This window comes from Polyangiaceae bacterium, assembly GCA_020633205.1.
In the GTDB taxonomy this organism is placed as follows: domain Bacteria; phylum Myxococcota_A; class Polyangia; order Polyangiales; family Polyangiaceae; genus JAHBVY01.
In genome coordinates this window covers 261,203-281,807 of the sequence record JACKEB010000010.1, presented here as the reverse complement: position 1 = coordinate 281,807, position 20,605 = coordinate 261,203, and the positions used below count along the sequence as shown (strand labels likewise).

Sequence of the window (20,605 nt, the reverse complement as noted above, 5' to 3'; positions counted from 1 at the left end):
ACATAGTGCCTGGTGGGAGTCCGTCAACTGCTAGATTGACGAATGTGAGCGGTGCTTCCCTCACCCCCACCCCCCGAACGATCTCCCATCAGCTGAGAAAACGAAAGACCGCGCTCACGCCCTGCTGGCGTGAGCTGCCTAGTACCCGACGCAGCGTGACTGCGCATTGAGACGCCACCCCCAGTGGCGAGCTTGGAGCCCCCGTGACCAATCCAGAACCGCAAATCGCCACTCCCACCTCCACCGCCAGTCCAAGCCACGTCACCGGGAAAAAGCCGCCGCTGCGAGAGGCATTGGTTCAAGCGACCCTGGAGCTGGTGGAAGAAGTGGGGCCCGCGGCGGTGAGCGTGCGAGAGGTTGCCCGACGGGCGGGGGTGTCTAGCGGTGCTCCGTTCCGACATTTTCCCGACAAGTACGCGCTGATGGCGGCCGTCGCTGAGGAAGGCGTGAAACGCCTCAATGAGGTGACCGAAGCGGCGATCGGTGACCTGGCCGAGCGCGACCCGCTGGAGGCGTTTCGTCAGGCAGGATTGGCGTACGTGCGCTTCGCAGTGGCGCATCCCGCACACTTCCGGGTGATTTGCGTGCCCGAATACGCTGCTTACTCACAAGCCCTGCGTGACGGTCTGCGCCGCGGCCGTGATCAGCTGAAGGCACTGATTGTGGCTGCACAAGGCCGTGGGGCGATCATCCAAGGCGACCCGGAGAGCATCATGTTGGCTGCGAACGCCATGATCTACGGAGTGGCGCGGATGTTCGTCGACGGGCAGATGCAGGCAGAGGGGATTGGCACCGAGTTGGCCGAAGAGAGCGCGTCAACGCTAACCGAGCTCTTGGGGCGTGGCATCGTTGAGCCGAGCTACGCCGCCCAAGGCTGCTGAGCTGAGCGGCCGAGACTTCTGAACGGATAGCGTGCAGGCGGTTACCTGTTTTTGACCGCTTGCATGCTACACACCCGCCGAGGAGCGTGAGCAGTGCGCTCGCTTCAGGGTCCGTCAGCAGCATGAGCCAGGAGGAGCAGAAAAACCTGCCAGACGAGGGGGAGCAGGACAGCGCGGGTGCAGCGTCCGGCGTCGAACCCACGTCACCTGATGGCCCGCCGCCTACGGCTCGCTCGGGCGCGGAGCCGCCTCCGGCTCCAGACACCGAACCGGACCCGAAGGCGCTGAACACGCTGGTGGCGATCGCGCCTGCTACGCGCAGAGACTCGGACGACCCCGCGGTGATGAGTCTGCGCCCCACAGAACAAGACATCGGTGCCGCGCGGCAAGCGTTGAAGCGCGTTACCCTGATGCGCCCAGGAGATACCGCAGAGCCGCCGAGCGACCCCGCACAGGCGTATATCGGCTGTGTCATCGACGATCGCTACGCGATCGAGTCGGTGCTCGGCAAAGGTGGCATGGGCGTGGTGTATCGGGCGCGCCATCAGGTCATCGACAAGCTGATCGCCGTGAAGATTCTGTTGCCGAATTTCGCGACGGATCCGGAGGTTACCGAGCGCTTCGTTACCGAGGCACGCTCGGCCTCGGCCATCGGAAATAGCCACATCGTTGACATCAACGACTTCGGCGAGCTGCCCGACGGGTCCACCTACTTCGTCATGGAGTATCTGGATGGTCACCCGCTCGGGCGTGTGATTCGGGACCAAGCGCCGCTCTCCCAAGCGCGCATCGTGCACATCGGTCAGCAGATCGCGCGTGCGCTCGGCGCGGCGCACGCCGCTCAGATCGTCCACCGCGATCTCAAACCCGACAACATCTTCCTGCTCGATGGCGACAACGGCCCTGACTACGTCAAGGTGCTCGATTTCGGTATCGCCAAGGTCGCGCGCGGGCAGAACAAGATCACCCGCGCCGGGACCATCTTCGGCACGCCCCACTACATGTCGCCCGAGCAGGCGTCAGGGGCCGACGTGGACGCGCAGAGTGACGTCTATTCCCTGGGGATCTTGTTGTACGAGATGGCGACCGGCGAGGTGCCATTCGACGCCGACAGCCCGATGGGGCTCTTGACCCAGCACATGTTCACCCCGCCGCCACCGCCCAGTCGCTTCAATCCGGAAATTTCCCCCGGGCTCGAGGCGGTGATCCTCAAGTGCCTGGCGAAAGAGTCGGAACACCGCTTCGGCAGCATGCCCGCGCTGGGACTCGAACTGGAGTTCCTGGCAAAGGGCGTCGATCCTCAGTGCCTGGACGAGCTGCGCCGGCACCCCGAGCGGTTCAAGCTGGACGAAAGCTGGGCGAGGGAGCGCTTCGGCAGGCGAGGCGGCGCCGGCCGCGTGATCCTGGTGGCGGTCCTCGCGCTGCTCGTTGGCGTGGGCGCCGTGGTCCTCACGCGGCCCAGCTTGGGACCCGAGCCTGAGGACACCGAGGCGTCAGCCACGGCGTCCTCCCCAGCCGTTGCGAGCGAAGAACCGGAGCCCGTCGTGCGCAGCAACGCCGTTCCCGTCGCGCTGGTGATCGCTCCCATCGACGCTCACGTGTTTCGTCAGGGACGCGACTTGGGCGCGATGCCCATCACCATCCATGTGATCCCTGGGGAAAAGGTCCAGGTCGAGGTGAGGCGCGACGGGTTTCACTCGAAGACGCTGACCCTCCAGGGGAAGCGCCGGCGCGTCGTGGTGGAACTTCAAGCCATCCCCGGCGCAAAGCCCGCCGTCCCTGTGCCCGATGCGGGGATGGACCTGGACGCTGCTCTCGGCAAGACAGCGGTGCCCGACGCTGGGCCACCCGACGACTGGGTTGAGCTCGACGAACCCGAGTTTCAGGAGTTGCCGACGGCGAGCGGCACTGCAACTAGCAGCGCTACGCCTCCGCCGACCGCTCCCAGCACGGCCAAGCCCCCGACGAGCGCGAGCGCCGCTCCAGTGCCAGCCCCCGCGCCTTCGTCCGGCGACTCGGAGTAGCTCTCTCGGGGGCGAAGTTTCGCTAGACTCCAGCGATGGAGTTTTCTGACATCGAGGTTGTCGATCATCGGCTCCCGGATTCGGACGCCTTGGTTCGCGAGCTTCGGCTCGCGCGCCCAGCGAAGAAGAACGCATTTTCAGTCGGCTTGGCGAGCGACCTAGCTCTTGCCGTACGGCAAGCGGACGAGTTGAGCGAGGTGCGCGCCATCCTCGTAACCGCCCAGGGCGATGTGTTCAGCGCGGGTGCGGATCTCAGCCTGTTTCTTGGTCAGAGTCCTGATGTCGGAGAACGCGGGCCGGACTCCCTAACCGCCCCTGACCGCGTTCATGAGTGCCTTCAAGCATGTCGTACGCCTTTGATCGCGGTGGTCGCAGGCAAGGCCGTTGGCATGGGCGTCACGTTGCTCCCCCATTTCGACCTGGTCTACGCGTCGGAGCGCGCGAGCTTCGATTGTCCGTTCGTGAAGCTGGGGTTGGTGCTCGAGTTCGGGAGTTCGTTCTCGCTGCCCCGGTTGATTGGACGCCAGCGCACCAATGAGCTGATGCTGCGCGCGAAACCCATCGATGCGCAGACGGCTGAGCGGTGGGGGCTCGTCACGCGGCTCTTCCCCCATGACTCGCTGTTCCAGAGCGCCTTGGAAATCGCCCAGGACATCGCGAGGCTACCTCCGGGCGGCGTGCAGAAGACCAAGGCGCTCATCCGCCAAGGGGAGCAGACGGCGGAGTGGAGCGCTTGCTTGGCGGCGGAGGATGGGGTGCTTCAGAGCTGCTACGGATCCGACGAGAACGTGCGAGCGGCCATGGAGTTTTTCAGTCGCAAGGGCTGACAGGGCTCATCAGGCTCCGCCATCGCGAGCCATCCGCTGCAAGGTTGTTTGCACGCGCGCTCCGGGCGCGATTGCACTTTGCGCCGCGAGGCGTATGGTCCGCCCAGAACCCCCCATGACCGAATCTTCGTCCGCTGAAAGCGCCCGCGACCTACTCGACAAGCTGAGGATCCCGCTGGTGCTCGTTGCGATCGTCTTGATGACTGCGGCGGGCAAGCTCGAGGACATTCGACCGTTCACCGCGCGCGCCATCGTGTTCGGGGTGCCTCTCCTCGCGGTGCTCTACACCTCGGTCGGGCTCTTGGACACGCACCCAACGCTGAAGAACGTGGGGCTCGCGCTGAGCGGAGTGAGCCTCTTGGCTGCGGTGTGGGTGGGCTACGGGTTGTTCCAAGTCCGCGCACCCTTGGCTTCGGGAGATCTCACCGACAAGGCGCCGCGCGCGCTCAGTGTCCCCGACGCGCGCCATGACGTCGAGCTTGTGGTGCACGGGAAGGTTCTCCGTGCGGATAAAGGCCGCCTGGCGTTGACGGTGAGTCGGGCCGGCCACGAGCAGACCTTAGAGCACTCCTTCGAACGTCATGTGGTGGGCAAGCAGGGTCAGGTCTCCGTTCAGCATGCGTGGCGTGAGCGCCTGAATCTGGAAGGCGAGGGCCCGGTGCAGGTGGCGGTGAGCCATGCGGACAGCGACATCAAGCAGCCGATTGGCGTCGAGTTGTTGCCTCCGCCGATCTACCCGAAGCTGCCGAAGGCTGCGCTGATCGGTCTCCTGGCGTTGGCGGTGATCGTGCAGGCGATGGTCGCGCGGCGCGGGCTGCGCGCTCCGGTCGCCACCGGGGTCGCGATTGCGCTGACGTTTGCTGCGTACGCGCCGGAGCTCGTGGACCCAGAACGTCCCTACGATGGCGTGTTTGGCTTGATGATCGCCGCGTTGATTGCCGCTCTCGTGGGCCTGCTCGCAGGGTTCGTGGTGACCAAGGTTCTCAAGCCCAAGGCGGCGTCTCAGCCCGCAAAGGGCGCTGCTTGAGCGACGGGCCCACGGGATCGGAGTTTCGCGAGCGGCTCCTCAGCTGCGCTGGTGTGTCAGACATCGACGAGTTCGTTACGACCATCTGGCAGCAACGTGCGAAGCGCTTGCCACAGCTCTGCGGTGACTTGACCACGATCATCGACGCGGACGAGCTCGCCGGGCTCGCTTGCGAGCCCCACGTCGAGAGCCGCCTCGTGCAGCAAAGGGGCGACCACTTCGTTCTGCGCCAAGGTCCATTTTCTGCACGGGATTTCTCCAAGCTGCCGGCCTCTGGTTGGACGTTGCTCGTGCAGGATGTGGACAAGCACCTCGCGGCGGCGCACGCGTTCTTGGAGGGGTTTGACTTCGTCCCGCGCTGGAGACTCGATGACTTGATGGTCAGCTACGCTGCCCCTGGCGGCGGCGTGGGGCCGCACATCGACTCGTACGACGTCTTCCTGTGTCAGGCCTTGGGGCGACGCCGTTGGCAGCTGAGCTCGAACGTGGACGCCGAGGCTTTGTGCCAGGAGTGCGAGCTCAAGGTGCTCCGGCATTTCGAGGCAGAGGAGAGCTTCGAACTCGCTCCGGGAGACTGCCTGTATCTGCCCGCGGCGGTCGGCCATGACGGCGTTGCGCTCGAGGAGTGCATGACGTTTTCAGTCGGTTTCCGTGCGGTTGAGGCCTCCGAGCTGCTCAGCACGGGCTCCCTCGCTGCTGAGCTCTCTGAGGCGTGGCTCCGCCGCGCGCCGCCGCTCGGGCGGAACGGATACTTGGATGGACTCGTGTCCTCCCCCCCAAACCCGGGCGAACTCACACCGGAGACCCTGCAGCGCTACCGGGCGCAGGTGAGGGCACTCCTCGCGTTACCGCCCGAAGAGCTGGACGAGCTGATTGACGTTTCTCTGGCGCGTTTTCTCACGGAACCAAAAGAGAGCCAATACGTCGAGCCGCCCGAGAGCGACCTGGACGCCGCAGCGCTGCTGTCGCGCCTGGCCGGTGGGGCGCGCTTGCGTCAGCACCCGGCGTCGCGCTGGTTGTTCGTTCGGGGGGTGAGGGGAGCGGTGGTCCGCATCTCGGTAGACGGAGAGCTCCACGAGCTTGGCGCTGAGAGCTTCGGTTTCGCCGCTGCCATCACCAATCAGCTCGCGTTGCCGACTGCGACGCTCCAAAAAGAGTTAACCCACCCGCAGCACCTCGAATTGGTGCTGGAGTGGGTCAATCGTGGACAGCTGATCTGGGACTGATGCTCAACTGCCCTTGAGGCGCTTGGCGAGCTTCGGGTCGCGCGCGAGGTACTCGGCGGTGAACACCTGCACCAAGCTGAGTTCTTCGCTACTGCCGACCAGAGCTTGCAGTCCGCCGAGGCCGCCGCTCAGGTTGCAGTGCTTGAACTCCGCCACCTTGCCGTCCACCGTGCTACCGAAGGTTCGGACCACGGTGTTCGGGCCCAGCGCGTCGCAGCTTGCAGGGCCCGCAGGCTTCGTCGAGAGGATGAAGGCCTTGGGCTCTTCGTTCCAGTACTTGACCTTGATCGGCGTGGGGTCGCCGGCGGCGGTACGCGTGGCGTCGCACCAGCCTTCCTTCTTCTCTTTCTTGTCAGGGCAAGTTGCGCTCTTGGCGATCTTGCTCGCGTCGTCCTTGCCCTGTTCAGCGAGCTGCTTCACCAGCGCGGTGATGGCGTCCGCCGTTGCTTGACGCGCCTTCTTCTTTGCCTCTGCGTCGAGCTCGGCCTTTTCTGCGGCGGTGATCTCACCGTCCAGAGCGCTCGCGGACGCTGCTTCACAGTAGGTGTAGGCACGCTCGCGCCACTGGCGCGCGAGGTTGAAGTCCTTGGACGTGATGCTCTGGCGAGTCACCTGAAGCGCTTCGTTGCACTTGTCCTGGTTCTTCTGGGAACAGCCTGAAACCAGCACGGTCGCGGCGGCGACACCTCCCAGGAGGAGCCATCGCGTTGCACGCACCCATCCACGCTCTTTGGCGATCATTCCGCTGCCCTGGCCCCCGGCCGTTGCCTGACTCATGGCTTGGTTCCTTCCTCGCTGCATAGCTCCGCCCGACTATAGACCAGGCAGGCAATTCACGAGCAAGTCTCGCGTGCGCCGGGGCCGGGACGCCGTCGCGAGATGCCTCGCTTTGGGACTTTCCAGGCGCCCTGGTTGTTTGTTCGCGCCTCCCGGGCGCGCCCTGATTGTTTGTTCGCGCCTCCCGGGCGCGCCCTCCCGGGCGCGAATTGCCCGTGGAGCTTGGCTTCAGCGCATCTGCCGCTATAAACGGGCCGTGTCCGCTTCAGAAGGCGATGCGCCGACGCTAGAACCGAGCGCAGACTCGCCCGAGGTGAGTTCCGCGGCGGAGCCGCTGCCCGTGGCTGTGCGCCCCCGCCGACGTTGGCTGTGGCTCGCGCTGGGTGTTCTGCCTTGCGTGATCCCGCTCCTGGGGTTCGGTGTCGACCGCCTGTTCAGTCTAGGAGAGGTTCAGCGAGGAGTGAGCCTCGGGTCCGTGGCGCTCTCGGGGCTCGATCGAGGCGAAGCGAAGGCCCAGGTGGAGCCTCTGGGAAAGCGCGTCGAGCAAGGTCAGCTCAAGCTCGGGATTGGAGCGAATCTCTTGGAGCTGGATGCTGAGGCGATCGGCGCCCGCTGTGATCTGGAACAGAGCGTGGATCAAGCGCTGGCCGCCGGGCGTTCCGGGGGCGTGGGCTCGCAGTTCGTCTGGTGGCTCGGCTCTTTCGCCAAGGGGCACTCTGTGAACCTCGTGGTCAGCCTGGATGACGCGCGCTTCGACGCTGAGCTGACCCGTCTCGAGCAGGCAGCGCTTGCCCAGCCGCCCTTCGAGGGCGCGATCGTGCTCCAAGGCGATCGACTGGTGAGCAAGCCGCCTGCTGCGGGTTGGGTGGTCGACCACGCCGCGACCCGTGAAGCCGTGTTGGAGGCGCTAGCTGATGGCTCCGCGCACGGCGCGCGCTTCGCCAGGGCGGAGCTCGTGCGGCGGGAGGCGAAGGTGACCGCCGCAGAGGTTGACGCGGCGCTGGCGCTGGCGAACTCGCTGGTCAAGCAGCCAATCCGTCTGGAAAACACCGAGGAAGATGCTGAGGTAAAATTTACCGTACGGGAACTCAAGTCGAGCGTTCGCACCCGACCGGCGTCGGCGGGGGGCCTCGAGGTCTACTTCGATCCAACCGCAGTGGAGAAGAAACTCGAGCCACTACGCAAGAATCTCGAGGATGAGCCCAAGAACGCGCGGTTTGTCGCCGAAGGGGATCGGGTGAAGATCGAACCCTCACGGCCGGGTACCTTGCTCGACGCGACTGCGGTTGCTCGGGAACTCGAAGCTGCGGCGCGGGCGGGGCAGGACACTGGTAAACTACCCATTCAGCGTAGCGCGCCACCTTCGTTCACCACCCAAGACGCTGAGGCGCTGGGCATCAAGGGACTCGTCTCGAGCTTCACGACGTACCATGCGTGTTGCCAGAAACGCGTGCAGAACATCCACCTGATCGCTGACCTGCTGAACGACACGATCGTCAAGCCGGGAGAGCGCTTCAGCGTGAACGAGTACATTGGCCCGCGTACCCACGGCAAAGGCTTCGTCGAGGCTCCGACGATTTCTCGTGGGGAAATGGTGGATAGCTACGGCGGCGGGATTTCGCAGTTCGCGACCACGATGTTCAACGCCGTGCTCGACGGAGCGTATGAGATCATCCAGCGTCAGCCTCATAGCTACTATTTCACGCGCTATCCGGAGGGTCACGAGGCAACGCTCTCGTTCCCCGTGCCGGACCTGATCTTCAGGAATGACACTCAGGCCGGCATGCTCATCAAGACCGAGTATGGGTCCACATTCATTCGCGTGAAGATCTTCGGCGACAACGGCGGCCGGAAGGTGCGGAGGATCGTCAGTCGTCGCTTCGACATCGTGAAGCCTGACGTGGAGTACGAGGCCGATGACAAGCTGGACCCCGAGAAGGAGAAAGTCCTCTACGGGGGAATGGACGGGTGGTCCGTCGTGGCTACGCGTATCATCACGTATCCTGACGGAAAAAAGAACGAGGAAGGCCGCAAGGTTGTCTACAAGCCGCGCACCCGCATCGTGAAGGTTCACCCGTGCAAGATCCCGAAGGGCTTCGAGGGCTACACCGGGGATCGCTGCCCGGAGCCCGAAGAGCCCGACGCGGGGGCCCCAGAGGGTGAAGACCAGGCGCCTCTGGAGCCTCGCCCGAGTGACGGGGCGGAAGACGACCTCGAATAGAGCTTCGGCCAGCCGCGCTCAGGGGCTACCCTGTGCGGTGTGAGCCAGGCTGACGGGACCAGGGTTGCCAACGCGTCGGCAATCGACTCGCGGCCCCTCATTGCTCGCTTCCCGCGCTTGCTCGACACGGGTTGGACCGCGTTGGGGCTCTTCCCAACTCCAGTGGTGTCCGCGGGGGAGCTCGCTCGAGAGATCGCGCCGACGGGTACTGGTGACTTGTGGCTGAAGCGGGACGACCTGTCGCATCCGATCTATGGCGGCAACAAGGTACGCACCCTCGAAGTGCTTCTCGGGTCCGCGCGGAAGCACGGGGCGACGCGAGTCTACTCAACGGGAGCCTTTGGCTCGAACCATGCCGTCGCAGCCCTACTCCACGGAGCGAGGCTTGGGCTGGAGGGCGGCGTGGTATTGTATCCGCAGCCCCAGTCGGATGCCGCGCACGAGAATCTGAAGTGGATCCTGAGCCTCGAGCCCGACGTGATCTGTCTCCCACACTGGTCGGCGTTGCCGTTGGGGATCGTTCTGGCGCGCCGCGCTGAGCGGCGGCGTGGGGGCGTGGCGGAGGTGATGGTGCCCGGGGGCGCCACTCCCCTTGGCGCCCTCGCGTACGTTTCCGCGGGCCTCGAGTTGGCGGAGCAAGTGGCTCGCGGCGAGTGTCCCGCTCCCCGTCGTATCGTCGTCGGCGTCGGGTCGTGTTGTACTTCGGCGGGCCTCCTGGTGGGCCTGCAGCTCGCCGCACGCCTGGGTGTCGCATTTCGGGATACCATTCCGCAGCTGCACAGCGTTCGTGTCACGCCTTGGCCGGTGACCGCGCCGTGGAGGATCCTCGATCTAGCCGTTCAGACGTCACAACACCTCGCCGCGCTCACCGGGGAAGCGGCTTTGGTTTGCAGCCGGGAAGAGTTGTCGCGGAAATTTCGTGTTGAAACGGCGTTCTTCGGCGGCGGCTACGGGGAGCCAACCGAATCGGGCCGTCAAGCAATCGAGGTCTGGCGGAGCGGATTGCCTGACATGGTCTTGGACACGACCTACTCTGCCAAGAGCGCCGCCTGCGTCATGCGCTACCTCCGCGCGAGCGCTCCAGGGCCGACGTTGTACTGGGCAACGAAATCCAGCGCGCGGGTACCAGCTGGCTTCCCTCGTCCCGGCAGTGTGCCAATGCGTATGGAGCGCTGGCTCGGATCCGCGCGGACTACGCATACGTCGTCGTAGCTCACCCGCGGTGGGACGAGCCAAGCGTCTCGCGAACGAGCAGCACCGCGCGCCCGAGAGTCGGGAGCAAACGCCAAATACTTCATGGGAACACTCAAGTCTGCGGACCTGCTGGTCGTTCTTGAGGATGACTTTGGCGACCGCTCCGAAAGACCTAGGCCAGTCCAGTGCCCTGAAATTGTTTTGGATTTCGGTGGCTCGTGGGGTGCTGCAAGAAGAGGTGGGGCGAGGACCGGGTGCTGAGGGCCGCACTGTTCAACGCGGAAACACTTTCGCAGAAGTGGTTTCCGCGCAGCGCGGGTACCCCACGGTTTCCCGCCTCGACCCACGAGGGCCCAACCGAACTCACGCAGCGACCTCGCTCACCCCGCTCCGGTTTAAGTGAGCATGGTCAAACCGAGCAACCGGGCGGAGTTCTTGGTCAGCGAAGCAATCTCGCCTCAACTGCCATGAGAATCCAAGACATCTAACCCAACCAAGGGATGGTGGGTCTCCTTCTGCGCGCGGATACTCAAGACTGTCGGTCAGCACGAGTCAGAGAATCTACTGCGTAATACTCATACGATTCGACCACTGTCCGGAAACACCGGACCAACCACAACCTTCAACCAGTACCGGATTCAGGGGAGCAACGAAGCTGAGGTCTGCCAACCGGGCGAGGCTTCACCGTAGGGAAAGCGAAGAGGCGCGACCACACACGCACGGTGGTCTCAGTGAGCGAGCTGGCAGCGCAGCGCGATTGCCCAGTGAACGATCTGAAAGCACCGTGACAGCACACTGCCGCCGCAACGGCGGTAGCGTCCGCCGAGCCGAAGCGGCTCCGAAACGGCCAGTTGCAAGCAGCATGGCTGCTGCTCTGGTGAAATGGGCGGCTACGACAAGGGGGAATTGTTGTTCGTTCGCGCCTCCCAGGCGCGAACTGAGCCACCACGGTATCCAGGCAGATCGATGCATTTGCTGGATCTCGTGTTGGTTCGCTACACTGACTGGATTCAGTTGGGGGCAATCAAGGGGCGTGGGTGGCGTCTTGTGTGGATCTGCCACACAAGGTGATTTGCCTGGAGGTCCGTCAACCCGGCGGTTCTAGGTGCGTTGAGTCTTCGAGGTCGATGGACTCGCAACCGTTCGGGTCCTGCACTGCGGCGAGAAAATCAACGCAGCGAAACACTGCGGCGAGAAAATCAACGCAGCAAGAAATTCAACGCAGCGAAACAATCGACGCAGCAAGAAATTCAACGCAGCGAAACCTCGGGGAACCAGCGTCACCACACACGAATCACGCTTGCGGAAAAACATGGCGCGAACGACAGCCGCAGCAAACGACAGCCGCAGCAAACGACAGCGGCAGCAAACGACAGCCGCTGCAAACGACAGCGGCTGCAAACGACAGCGGCTGCAAACGACAGCCGCTGCAAACGACAGCCGCTGCGCGCAAACGACAATCCCTTACGGAAACACCGTTGAACGAACGTGAACTCTGGGCTAATCCATGGTCTTATGCGGGTAAAATCACGCGCAGGTCGGCGCACGAACAAGTCCGATAACAAGGTCTCTGCCGCCAAGCCGCGTGACATCGCCTGGCCGGAGGCGGTCTTCGACACGCGTCGCGGAAAGTTACGACCGGAGGATGCCTACGCAGTCGGAAGGCTGATCGTGGAAGATCTGTACGCCGGGGAACGCCCGGAACACGGTCGACGCGGCCGGACCACCTTCCGCAAGATCGCGTCTGAGCTCGAAGGGCGCATGAGCGCTCAAGCGTTGTATCGCTGCGCCGCAATCTACGAGATGTGTCGCGATCTCGGCATGCAACCCGACTGGGAGCACGTCGGCATGAGTCACCTCAGCTTGGTGCTCGGTCTGTCTGCGGCTCAGCAGCGGCGCCTCGTGAGCCAAACTGAAAAGCAACGCTGGTCCGTGGAAAAGCTGCGTACCGAAGCGACGCGATTACGCGCCACGCGGAAGGCACGCAAAGGTCGCAAGCCGCTGCCCCGGTTTGCAAAGGCGATCCGCCAACTGGATCGCTTTGCAGATGGTCGAGAGGACTTGCTTGGCGATCTCGAGAGTGCGTCGAGCTTGGAGCCCGCGGCACTGAACGAGATGGTGGATCGCGTCAACGCGCTGCGAGGGCAGCTCGACACACTCGCCAAAGCACTGAAACAGGCCGCAAAGCGCCGCTGAGCCTTCGCGCTCGTCGGATGCCGCCGCCTGGTGGCGCGCGAGCAGCCTTCAGTCAATCGCTGGTCGCTTGCGCCTGCGCTCCGCGATGACCGCGACCAACACCGCCTGAACCGCTCCGCGCTCGAGCCCTTTGAGGAGCGCGACGTCGTCGGCGATGTCGCTCATGCCTGCGGTCATCAAGCTGGCCCCGGACAACGGGAGGCCCACCTGTTCCTGATGCAACAACTTCAGCAACCGTTCGAGCCTCGATGTAGGGACCTGAGTTAGGCCTTTGAGCAGCATGGTGGGCGCAGCATAGCCTCGTTTCAGGAGGTCACCAGCCAGGACGGGGATTCGCCTGTCGCCGGGACGAACTTGAACGTTCCCCCCGGCGACGCTAGGCAGAGTCCCGATGGACTCGCGCATTCTCAAGTTGGCAACTGACACAGGTTGGGCCTCGCAGGCGGTGGATGCGCTCGACGCAACGCTTTGTGATCATGCCCACTGCGAGAAGAAGGCCAGCGTCAGCGCGATCGCGTTGATCAACGACTACCCGGATGACACCGGGTTGGTCCGTGCCATGAGCAAGCTCGCGGAGGAGGAGATGAGACATTTCCGCGAGGTATACGATTTGCTCTTGGAGCGTGGGGTGCGACTCGGGCGAGACCCAGGAGACCCCTACGCGAAGGCGCTGTTCAAGCTGCTACGCTCTCACCCCAAGGAGCGGAAGCTCGATCGGTTGCTCGTTGCCGCGCTGATCGAGGAGCGCTCCTGCGAGCGCTTCTCCCTGTTGAGGGCCGAGCTCGAGGCGCGGGGCGAGGAGCGTCTCGCGGCTCAGTTTCGTCGCTTGCAGATCTCAGAAGCGGGACACGCGACGTTATTCGTTCGCCTCGCTAGCGAAGAATTCGGGAGTGAGCAGTGCGAAGCTCGTCTCGACCAACTGGCGGAGCGTGAGGCGGAGATTGTCGCAGCGCTGCCCATCGAGGCGCGGATTCACTGAAGGTCACCCAGTCGCCGTTGAGTCGTACTCCGCAGTTCGAAGGATGCTCACGGTGGTCGAGAAGCCGCCTGAGCTGAATACCGGCGGAAACAACAGGTTGAGCCACCGGTTGGCTGGTCGTCAAAGCCGTTCCGTAGAGTGAGGTGAGCAGCTATGCAGTGATTTGTTGGCGTGACGCTGCCCCTGAAACTGCACTAGACCTTGCCCCGTCGCGCCCGGACCGTGAGCGCGATTCGGAGAACAGATGATTGGATTCGAGATCACGGGCAGCGGCCGTTACCTGCCCGGGCGCCCGTATACGAACGATGACCTTGCGCGGGTCATGGAGACCAGCGATGAGTGGATCCGGAAGCGCACGGGTATAGCCCAGCGGCACTACTGCCCCGAAGGCGTAGGTGTCAGTGAACTCGCGCTTCCTGCCGCGCGGAAAGCCCTGGAGGACGCGGGGCGTACCCCGGAAGAACTCGACTACATCCTGTTCAACACGATGACGCCGGATCACGTGTTTCCGGGGAGTGGGCCCCTGCTCGGGGCGGCTCTCGGCTGTCCTGGCGTACCCGCGCTCGACATTCGCACCCAGTGCGCAGCCATGATCTACAGCTTTCAGCTCGCGGGTTCACTCATCGCCAGCGGCGCGGCACGCCGCGTGTTGATCGTCGGGGCGGAGGCCCACGCGGGGTTCATGCCCTGGCGGGACTGGGACATCCTGGACGGTGCAGACCGCAAGCCCTCCGGGGAAGACTGGGAACGCGCAACGCGCCATCGTGGACTCGCGATCCTGTTCGGTGACGGTGCCGGAGCATTGCTCGTGGAAGCTACGGAGGAGAAGGCTGCTGGCTTGCTCTCGCTCGATGTTCACAGCGACGGGCGCCACGCCCACAAGCTGTATATCCCTGCGGGCTTTCGCTCGAGGCCGTTCGTGTCTCAGCGGACGGTCGATGAGGATTTGATGATTCCGGCGATGGAGGGGCGAGACGTCTTTCGAACGGCAGTGAGTCGACTGCCCGATAGCGTACGCAGGGCTTGTAATCAGGCGCAGGTCAAGCTGGAGAACGTGGATTGGTTCATCGCGCATCAAGCGAACCAGCGCATCAACGATGCAGTGCGTGAGCGCCTTGGAGTGCCTGCGGAGAGGGTGCCGTCCAACATCTCGCGTTACGGCAACACTTCAGCGGCGACGATCCCGATCTTGATGGATGAGATGCGGCGAGACGGTCGCTTGAGGGCGGGACAGACGGTCTGCATGTTGGCGCTTGGCGCCGGACTGCATTGGGGCGCCGCGGTGCTTCGCGTTTGATCTTCGGACGCTCAGAAGGCGAGAGCTACAACACAAATCAGGCTGCCGGCAGCCTGTTGAAAACTCGGCGCTCAACAACTGCTAGCGTTTGGTGATGGGCGAGTTGACCTTGGTGGGAGCGGTGACTCGCGACCGCCTGTCCTCGTCATCCTGGGTGCCGGGCGGCGCTGTTCTCTATGGCGGCGTTTCCGCAGAGAGCTTGGGATGCGCCGTGCGGGTCGTGACCGCTCACGCGGAGGACTTCGTCGCTCCAGCATGCACCGCCAAGTGGAGCTGGCAGCACCAGCGCTGTCAGTGCACCACAGAGTTCGAGAATCTGGAGCTCGGCGACCTCAGAAGGCAATGGCTGTGGGAGCGCTGTGGACATCTGAGCTTCGCAGAGATCCAGAACCACGATTGGAACCCGGCGGGATGGGTCGTACTCGCGCCAGTCTTCGATGAGCTAGAGCTCGAGGCCGCGCTGTCCTGGGTCGCTGGCCTCTCCGCTGGCGGTCGCTGTTTGATGCCTCAGGGCTGGCTTCGAACGGGGGCCGTGGGGAGTCGACCGTTCGAGATCGCTCCGCGCCGACGGCTTGTAGAGCTGGCGGCGCTTGCGGTGCACCTGGGAGTGACCCTCGATTGTGTTTGCTTGAGCGAAGCAGAGGTCCAAGCAGAGCCGAGTGCGTTCGACCGTTTGCGGGGTGTGTGCCGGTGCCTCGCCGTCACTCGAGGTGCACAGGGTGCCTCGGTTTACGTTCAAGATCGACGGCTGGACGTTGGAGTCATCGACGCTTCCGTGTGCGATACCACGGGGGCGGGGGACGTCTTCGCTGGCGCGCTGATGGCCACCCTCGCACAGAACCTAGAGCTTGAGCAGGCTGTCCGCCTCGCGAGTGTGGCTGCGGGCCTGAGCACCGAGCAACGCGGACCCTGTCCTCTCGACCGCGAGCGTCTGTTCGCGTTGGCCGAATCCGTACAGCTCACGCTGCGTGCCCCTTGAGTTGAGTTCGCGCACCGCTAGAAATCCATCAGACGCTCACGCTGCGACCGGCGGCCGCAGGCGCCTGGCGTGACGTAGACGAGTTGGTCTGGTACGGCTCCAGCGTGTCAGCGATTCAACCCGATCCGGGGTCCGGAGAAGCCTCAGGTGAGGTCCCGTCAGAGACCGCTCCCAAGGAATTACCTCCGCTTCGGTCGGTGCAAGCGGGCTCCTCGCTCTGGTGGTGGTTCTTGGTGTTGGTCGCAATCATCGGCGTTTGGGTGATCGCCATGATGTTCATGCGCGGTCCAATCGAAGCGAACGATGACGACGGAATCATCCTCTTGAACCCGAGCACGTCTGCCAGCGCGACACCCTAACTCACTTCACTTCGAACGCGCCCTGGTCGTAGCGGCCCCCAAGCGGACGCAGCTGACCGTTGAGGTCGACGATGGGGCCGGAGAACCAAGGCGTCGGGTCCAGTCCCGCGTTGACGCACGGACTGTCGTCGCTGATTTGCAGGCTGCTGTCGAACTCCGGATCCTGCGAGATGTTTCCACAGGTCGCGAGCAAGCAGTAGCTCGAATCCACTGCCTGCGCGGTCTGCGCGCAAGCTGAGCTGGCGCCCTTGACGAGGCAATTGCTCGTGGGGCTCCAGATGTCGTTGAAGAGACTCTGGACGGTGCCGCTCGCGCTGATTCCAGTATCCGCATGGAATTGAAAGATGCTGTTGAGGGCGATCCCGATGCTGCCCGTCCCCAGCTCCCAAGCAGAACCCGACGGGCCATCGTTTGCGATGAGTGTCGAACCGACGATCAGGCTCTGCCCGCTGGTCTGTCGCAAGCCCGCCCCACTGTCGGCGGTCCCCGCGTGAACCAAGGCGTTGATCAATGCGATGCTGCTCGCGCTATCGATCGCGCGACTGGCATAGCATTGGGTGCCCGTCTCGGCGCTCATGACCACACTGGACGTGACGCTGGTCGTTCCGCCGGAGACTTTGAGTCCGACGCAGCCCGCGGGGGTGGCGTCCTGTCCGGTCCACTCGCTGAGGCTCGTCCCGCTGTGCACCGAACTCTCGCGAACGTCGAGGCCCTTGGATGATTCCGCGAGGATTCCATAGGTTGAGACGGCTCGGCCTCCGATTACACTAGACGCCCAGAAAGTTCCGCGCCCGCCCGCGATCGAAACTCCTGCACTCGTAGTTGCTGGGGTCACCTGACTCATGCTCACGCTACTGGCCTCTAGGTACACCCAGCCACTCGTGGCGCGCACTCCGAAGGTGCCCTTGCCTGCGGTGCCGCTGTAGACGTCGCTCTTCACGATGAACGCGTTCGTGTTGTTGGCGGTAAACGCCGCAACCTCACCCCAAGCTGTGTTGTTGTTCCCGCCAGAGATCCGCACGCTGTGGACCACGACGGTCGCGTTCGTCGCGCGCACGGGCGAAGAGCTCGTGGCCGTCGTCACACTCGCGCCTTGGACCTCAAACCCCTGCAGCGCGAGCTTAGAACCTGAGTCCACGTGGACGGCGCCATCGCTTGGTGCGACGAGGCGCGTGACGTGGGTCAGCGCATCGCGTTCCCATGTGTCGGGGTCGTAGCCTCCGAATAGGCTAACGCTGGTGTGGACATCCTCGGAGTAGCTGCCGGCCGCGACGAACACGGCATACAGCTGGTGGCTCTCCGCTAGTTCGATCCCGCGTCGCAAGGTGCGTACGGGCGCGGAACGAGTGCCGTTGTTGGCGTCGTCTCCTTGCGGAGACACGAAGGCGCCGACGCTCTCGTCCACGCTGACGTCCACGCCGTTGCAATCCCAGTCTTCCGTGTCGCCCGTGAAGAGTGGGGGAGCATCCACCATATCCTTGTTTATCCAAGGTCGCAGGTCATCGCAGTCCAGGCCCTTGATCGTGATGTAGGCGTCGCAACCAGCGAAGTGGCCATCGGCGTCTCGATCGCGGCAGCTAGCGCACGAGACCCAGTTGTTCGGGTCGGCATCGTTGCAGTCCCCAGCGACATCAACGTAGCCCGTGGGAGCGTTGCAGTCCGTGACCGTGTCATTCGCCGCGCCCCAGCCGTCTGAGTCCGCATCGCGATAAAACAACGTGTTGCAGACCAGCGCTCCCGCCACGCCGCCAACGCCTGCCACTCCGGCAACGCCTCCCACACCCGCGGCGGCGCCGACCCCCGCTGCACCGGCCGCTCCCGCCGTACCCGCGGCGCCCCCGACCGCTCCGGTACTGCCAGTCCCAGCGGCGCCGCCCGTCGTCCCACCAACACCGCCAGTTGACTGGCCACCTGCGCCGCCTGTTGGCTGTCCCCCCGTTCCTCCCGGATTCAGGCTTCCCGCCTGTCCGCCAACCGCAGCTCCCGCGTGGCCGTTACCGCCCGCCGCTTCTCCGGTCCCGCTCTTGGGGGTTGGATCTTCGGATCCACAGCCAATCAAAGCCAGACAGCTCAACGGCAAAATGTGTCGACCACGGATGCGCAACATCAGACTCGTCCTCCACGCCCCCGATGGGGCACCGTCGCCCGGCTTGGAAATCGGGCGGGCCGCGCACTAGAAGGCGCGAACAAACCGCAGATCGGCAGACGGCAGCGTTCCTTGAGCCAATCAGGGCGCGTCTGTGCAGCACCCGGCGTAGCCTGTCTCGGTTTAGTCTATGAGGGTGAGTCGCCTACATGTCGTCGCAGCTGCGATCTTTCTAGACACACGAGTGCTCGCTGCAAGGCGGGGCACGCAGATGCGAGAACCGCTGAAATGGGAATTTCCTGGAGGAAAAATTGAGCCGCCAGAGACCCCCGCGCAAGCGCTCCGGCGCGAGATCGAGGAAGAACTTGGTGTCAGCGTCCAGGTCGGTGAACGGCTCGGTGTCTCGCGAGTCGGGGACGTCCAGTTGGAGCTATTAGCCTGCCAGCTAGAGGCTGGGCAGCCCACGGCGCGCGAACACGCGGAGCTACGCTGGCTGTCAGCCGATGAGATTCATGCTCTGGACTGGGCGCCCGCGGACATCCCTCTGCTGGCGTCCGTCGCTGCGTCCCTACGCAGAAGGCCTCAGCGGTAGGGGTTGGCGAGGTCGACGTCGGACGGTCGCTTCTTCGGCGGCGTCGGCTCGGACGGCTTCGACTCGGTGGTCGCCGCGGGGGTGGGATCCGAGCTGCCGCTCTGAGCTTTGGCTCGCTCGCTCGCCGTGCGAGGTCGGCTTTGCCATACGGGAATATCGTCGACGCTGAGTGCGCCGTCCCCTGGCTTGCTCGTGGGGTCGGGGGTGAGGCGCGCCTTTTCGCTGCTTTGTGGCTTCTTTTCTGGCGTTTCAGCGTTCGCGTTGGGGCTGATGACCGTGGTTTCTGGTGGGTGGGCGCGCTGCCAGGCGACCACCAACAGGGTGCCCACAAGCGCCGCCAAACCGAGCACCAGCACCCACTGCCAAGCGCGACTCGTCGTCTGAGGTGGCACGCTGTGCTGGCCACCCGGGATGGCCCCAGGGACGTAAGAAGCCCGGGACATATCCGACAGCATGGGTGGGGGCACGCTGCCACCCGGTGGAGGGCCCACGTAGCTCGGATGGATGCTCGGGTGCGACGCACGCGGCAGGTCCACCGCCACTGGGGGAGGCGTTTGGCTCATCGCCTCGCTACCTGGAGTCGAGAAGTTGCCGCGGGGAAGCGGCAGCCGTGATGCACTCGATCCCACCGGTTGCGGCGCCGGATCCGAAGGGGCACTCCACTGCGGACCCGACTCCGCTGTTGCGGCGGCACGAGCGCTCGCTCGACGCAGCTCGAGCTCGCGCCCAGACGCTCCAAGCACCAACTCAGAGACTTCTTTGCGGGACAGCTCCAGGCCCGCTTTTTCTACCGCTGCTTCTAGCGCGTCTGCGAATGCCTCGCAGGTGTCGAAGCGGTCTTCGCGGCGAGGCGCGAGCGCTCTGGCGACGCACTCGTCTAGGTCCTGCGGTAGGTCAGACTTGATGCTGCGGACACGCGGGACGGCTTCGATCACGTCGATCTGCGCGCCGTCGTGGCGGTGCTTGAAGAGACGCTTCGCGGTCAGCAGCTCCCAGAGCACGATTCCCAGAGCGTAGACGTCTGCCCGGCGGTCGATATCCTCGCCCCGCATGTGTTCAGGCGACATGTATGCCAGGCGTCCCCGCACCGAATCGTTGTCCTTCGAATCGAGATCCGATGCGTGGGCGATGCCGAAATCCACGACCTTCGCCTGACCGCTGACCCCGACCAGGATGTTCTGTGGGGATACGTCGCGGTGCACGATGCCTGCGGAATTCCCAGCTGCGTCCTTCAGGGTGTGTGCAGAGTGCAAGCCGGCGAGAGCGTCGATGCAAATGGTGAGGGCGGCGCTTCGGCTGAGCCAGCTCCCGGTGCGGGCGGTGTGTGCTTGAAGCGTGCCAAGGGTTGAGCCCTCGACGTATTCCATCACCAGGTAGGGCTCCCCGGCCTCCTCGCCGAACTCGATCAGCGACGCGACGTTGGGGTGACGGATATGTGCGATCAGGTCTGCTTCCCTACGGAATAGAACGCGATGTTCTTCGTCGTCCTGCAGGTGGCCGTGAAGCACCTTGACCGCGACAAGCCCGGAGTCTCCTTCGGAACCGACCCGACGCGCGAGGTGTACGCTCGCCATACCCCCATCGGCCAGCTCGCAGATCGCCTCATACTGGCCCCAGCGCCGATTGCTGGGCAGCAGCCTGACCCCGCTCCTCGAGCCGCCCGCAGGGGGGATCGAGGCGGGTCGCTTCCAAGAGCCTCCACTTCGCACGAGTTCGAGGCAGCGAGTATCCGCCCGAAGCTCACTCGATGCCAGGCTTCGAACTGGAAAACCTCGTGGATATTGGTGTTTGTTGGGCTCACGGCCAGCGCCGGCCGACGGCATGCCAGCGGTCTGGTCGATTCGGGTACTTTGAATGTGAAGTTCCAACCCATACGTACGAGGTCGTCGTTCACGACCTGACGCAACGCGCAACGCTGGGTGGGGTAGCGGGACGCATAA

General features: G+C 64.3%; 17 protein-coding genes. 13 read left to right on the top strand and 4 right to left on the bottom strand.

All coding sequences use genetic code 11. The features are described 5' to 3' along the window. The first annotated feature begins 203 nt into the window (after positions 1-203). From H6718_01240 to H6718_01220, 5 genes are all read left to right on the top strand, one after another. Entirely contained in the window at positions 204-881 is a 678-nt protein-coding gene (locus H6718_01240; GenBank protein ID MCB9583986.1) for a TetR/AcrR family transcriptional regulator, read from the top strand. An 86-nt stretch (positions 882-967) separates the two neighbouring features. Then, positions 968-2,905: a protein kinase gene (locus H6718_01235; protein ID MCB9583985.1), complete on the top strand. Its 1,938-nt coding sequence runs from the start codon at positions 968-970 to the stop codon at positions 2,903-2,905. Positions 2,906-2,940: 35 nt separating this feature from the next. Beyond that, a complete protein-coding gene (locus tag H6718_01230) occupies positions 2,941-3,732 on the top strand; it encodes an enoyl-CoA hydratase/isomerase family protein (GenBank protein ID MCB9583984.1) in 792 nt (263 codons plus the stop codon). A gap of 115 nt (positions 3,733-3,847) precedes the next feature. Next, positions 3,848-4,759, top strand: a complete 912-nt coding sequence (locus H6718_01225) for a hypothetical protein (GenBank protein ID MCB9583983.1) — start codon at positions 3,848-3,850, stop codon at positions 4,757-4,759. Further along, positions 4,756-5,985 (top strand): cupin domain-containing protein, encoded by a 1,230-nt coding sequence (locus tag H6718_01220; GenBank protein ID MCB9583982.1) that lies wholly within the window; start codon positions 4,756-4,758, stop codon positions 5,983-5,985. Before H6718_01225 ends, H6718_01220 begins: the two co-directional genes overlap by 4 nt. A 3-nt stretch (positions 5,986-5,988) precedes the next feature. Here H6718_01220 and H6718_01215 read toward each other — a convergent pair whose 3' ends face one another. Continuing rightward, positions 5,989-6,762, bottom strand: a complete 774-nt coding sequence (locus H6718_01215; protein ID MCB9583981.1) for a hypothetical protein — start codon at positions 6,760-6,762, stop codon at positions 5,989-5,991. 256 nt (positions 6,763-7,018) lie between these two features. On the opposite strand from H6718_01215, the gene H6718_01210 reads away from it, so the two are divergent. The 3 genes from H6718_01210 (at position 7,019) to H6718_01200 (ending at position 12,373) form a co-directional block, all read left to right on the top strand. Then, positions 7,019-8,983: a VanW family protein gene (locus H6718_01210; protein ID MCB9583980.1), complete on the top strand. Its 1,965-nt coding sequence runs from the start codon at positions 7,019-7,021 to the stop codon at positions 8,981-8,983. A 39-nt stretch (positions 8,984-9,022) separates the two neighbouring features. Further along, positions 9,023-10,195, top strand: coding sequence for a pyridoxal-phosphate dependent enzyme (locus H6718_01205; GenBank protein ID MCB9583979.1), 1,173 nt, complete (start codon positions 9,023-9,025; stop codon positions 10,193-10,195). A gap of 1,497 nt (positions 10,196-11,692) precedes the next feature. Next, on the top strand, positions 11,693-12,373 hold the full coding sequence (locus H6718_01200) for a hypothetical protein (GenBank protein ID MCB9583978.1): 681 nt from the start codon (positions 11,693-11,695) through the stop codon (positions 12,371-12,373). Positions 12,374-12,421: 48 nt separating this feature from the next. Here the strand turns inward: H6718_01200 and H6718_01195 are convergent, their stop codons facing one another. After that, positions 12,422-12,655: a hypothetical protein gene (locus tag H6718_01195; GenBank protein ID MCB9583977.1), complete on the bottom strand. Its 234-nt coding sequence runs from the start codon at positions 12,653-12,655 to the stop codon at positions 12,422-12,424. Positions 12,656-12,764: 109 nt separating this feature from the next. Between H6718_01195 and H6718_01190 the strand changes: the two genes are divergently transcribed. The 4 genes from H6718_01190 (at position 12,765) to H6718_01175 (ending at position 15,987) form a co-directional block, all read left to right on the top strand. After that, positions 12,765-13,352 (top strand): tRNA-(ms[2]io[6]A)-hydroxylase, encoded by a 588-nt coding sequence (locus H6718_01190; GenBank protein ID MCB9583976.1) that lies wholly within the window; start codon positions 12,765-12,767, stop codon positions 13,350-13,352. Between the two features lie 247 nt (positions 13,353-13,599). Next, positions 13,600-14,649 carry a ketoacyl-ACP synthase III gene (locus H6718_01185; protein MCB9583975.1) on the top strand — a complete coding sequence of 350 codons (1,050 nt, stop codon included), beginning with the start codon at positions 13,600-13,602 and terminating at the stop codon, positions 14,647-14,649. Positions 14,650-14,743: 94 nt separating this feature from the next. Next, complete coding sequence (locus tag H6718_01180) at positions 14,744-15,628, top strand: hypothetical protein (protein ID MCB9583974.1); 885 nt, start codon at positions 14,744-14,746, stop codon at positions 15,626-15,628. Between the two features lie 104 nt (positions 15,629-15,732). Further along, positions 15,733-15,987 (top strand): hypothetical protein, encoded by a 255-nt coding sequence (locus H6718_01175; GenBank protein MCB9583973.1) that lies wholly within the window; start codon positions 15,733-15,735, stop codon positions 15,985-15,987. 1 nt (position 15,988) lies between these two features. Here H6718_01175 and H6718_01170 read toward each other — a convergent pair whose 3' ends face one another. Further along, positions 15,989-18,094: a DUF1565 domain-containing protein gene (locus H6718_01170; GenBank protein MCB9583972.1), complete on the bottom strand. Its 2,106-nt coding sequence runs from the start codon at positions 18,092-18,094 to the stop codon at positions 15,989-15,991. A gap of 169 nt (positions 18,095-18,263) precedes the next feature. On the opposite strand from H6718_01170, the gene H6718_01165 reads away from it, so the two are divergent. Next, positions 18,264-18,665 (top strand): (deoxy)nucleoside triphosphate pyrophosphohydrolase, encoded by a 402-nt coding sequence (locus H6718_01165; protein ID MCB9583971.1) that lies wholly within the window; start codon positions 18,264-18,266, stop codon positions 18,663-18,665. On the opposite strand, the gene H6718_01160 is transcribed toward H6718_01165, so the two are convergent. Continuing rightward, the gene (locus H6718_01160) at positions 18,656-20,239 is read right to left on the bottom strand and encodes a protein kinase (GenBank protein MCB9583970.1); all 1,584 of its coding nucleotides are present in this window, start codon (positions 20,237-20,239) and stop codon (positions 18,656-18,658) included. The two genes, H6718_01165 and H6718_01160, sit on opposite strands and share 10 nt — an antisense overlap. Positions 20,240-20,605 lie beyond the last annotated feature (366 nt).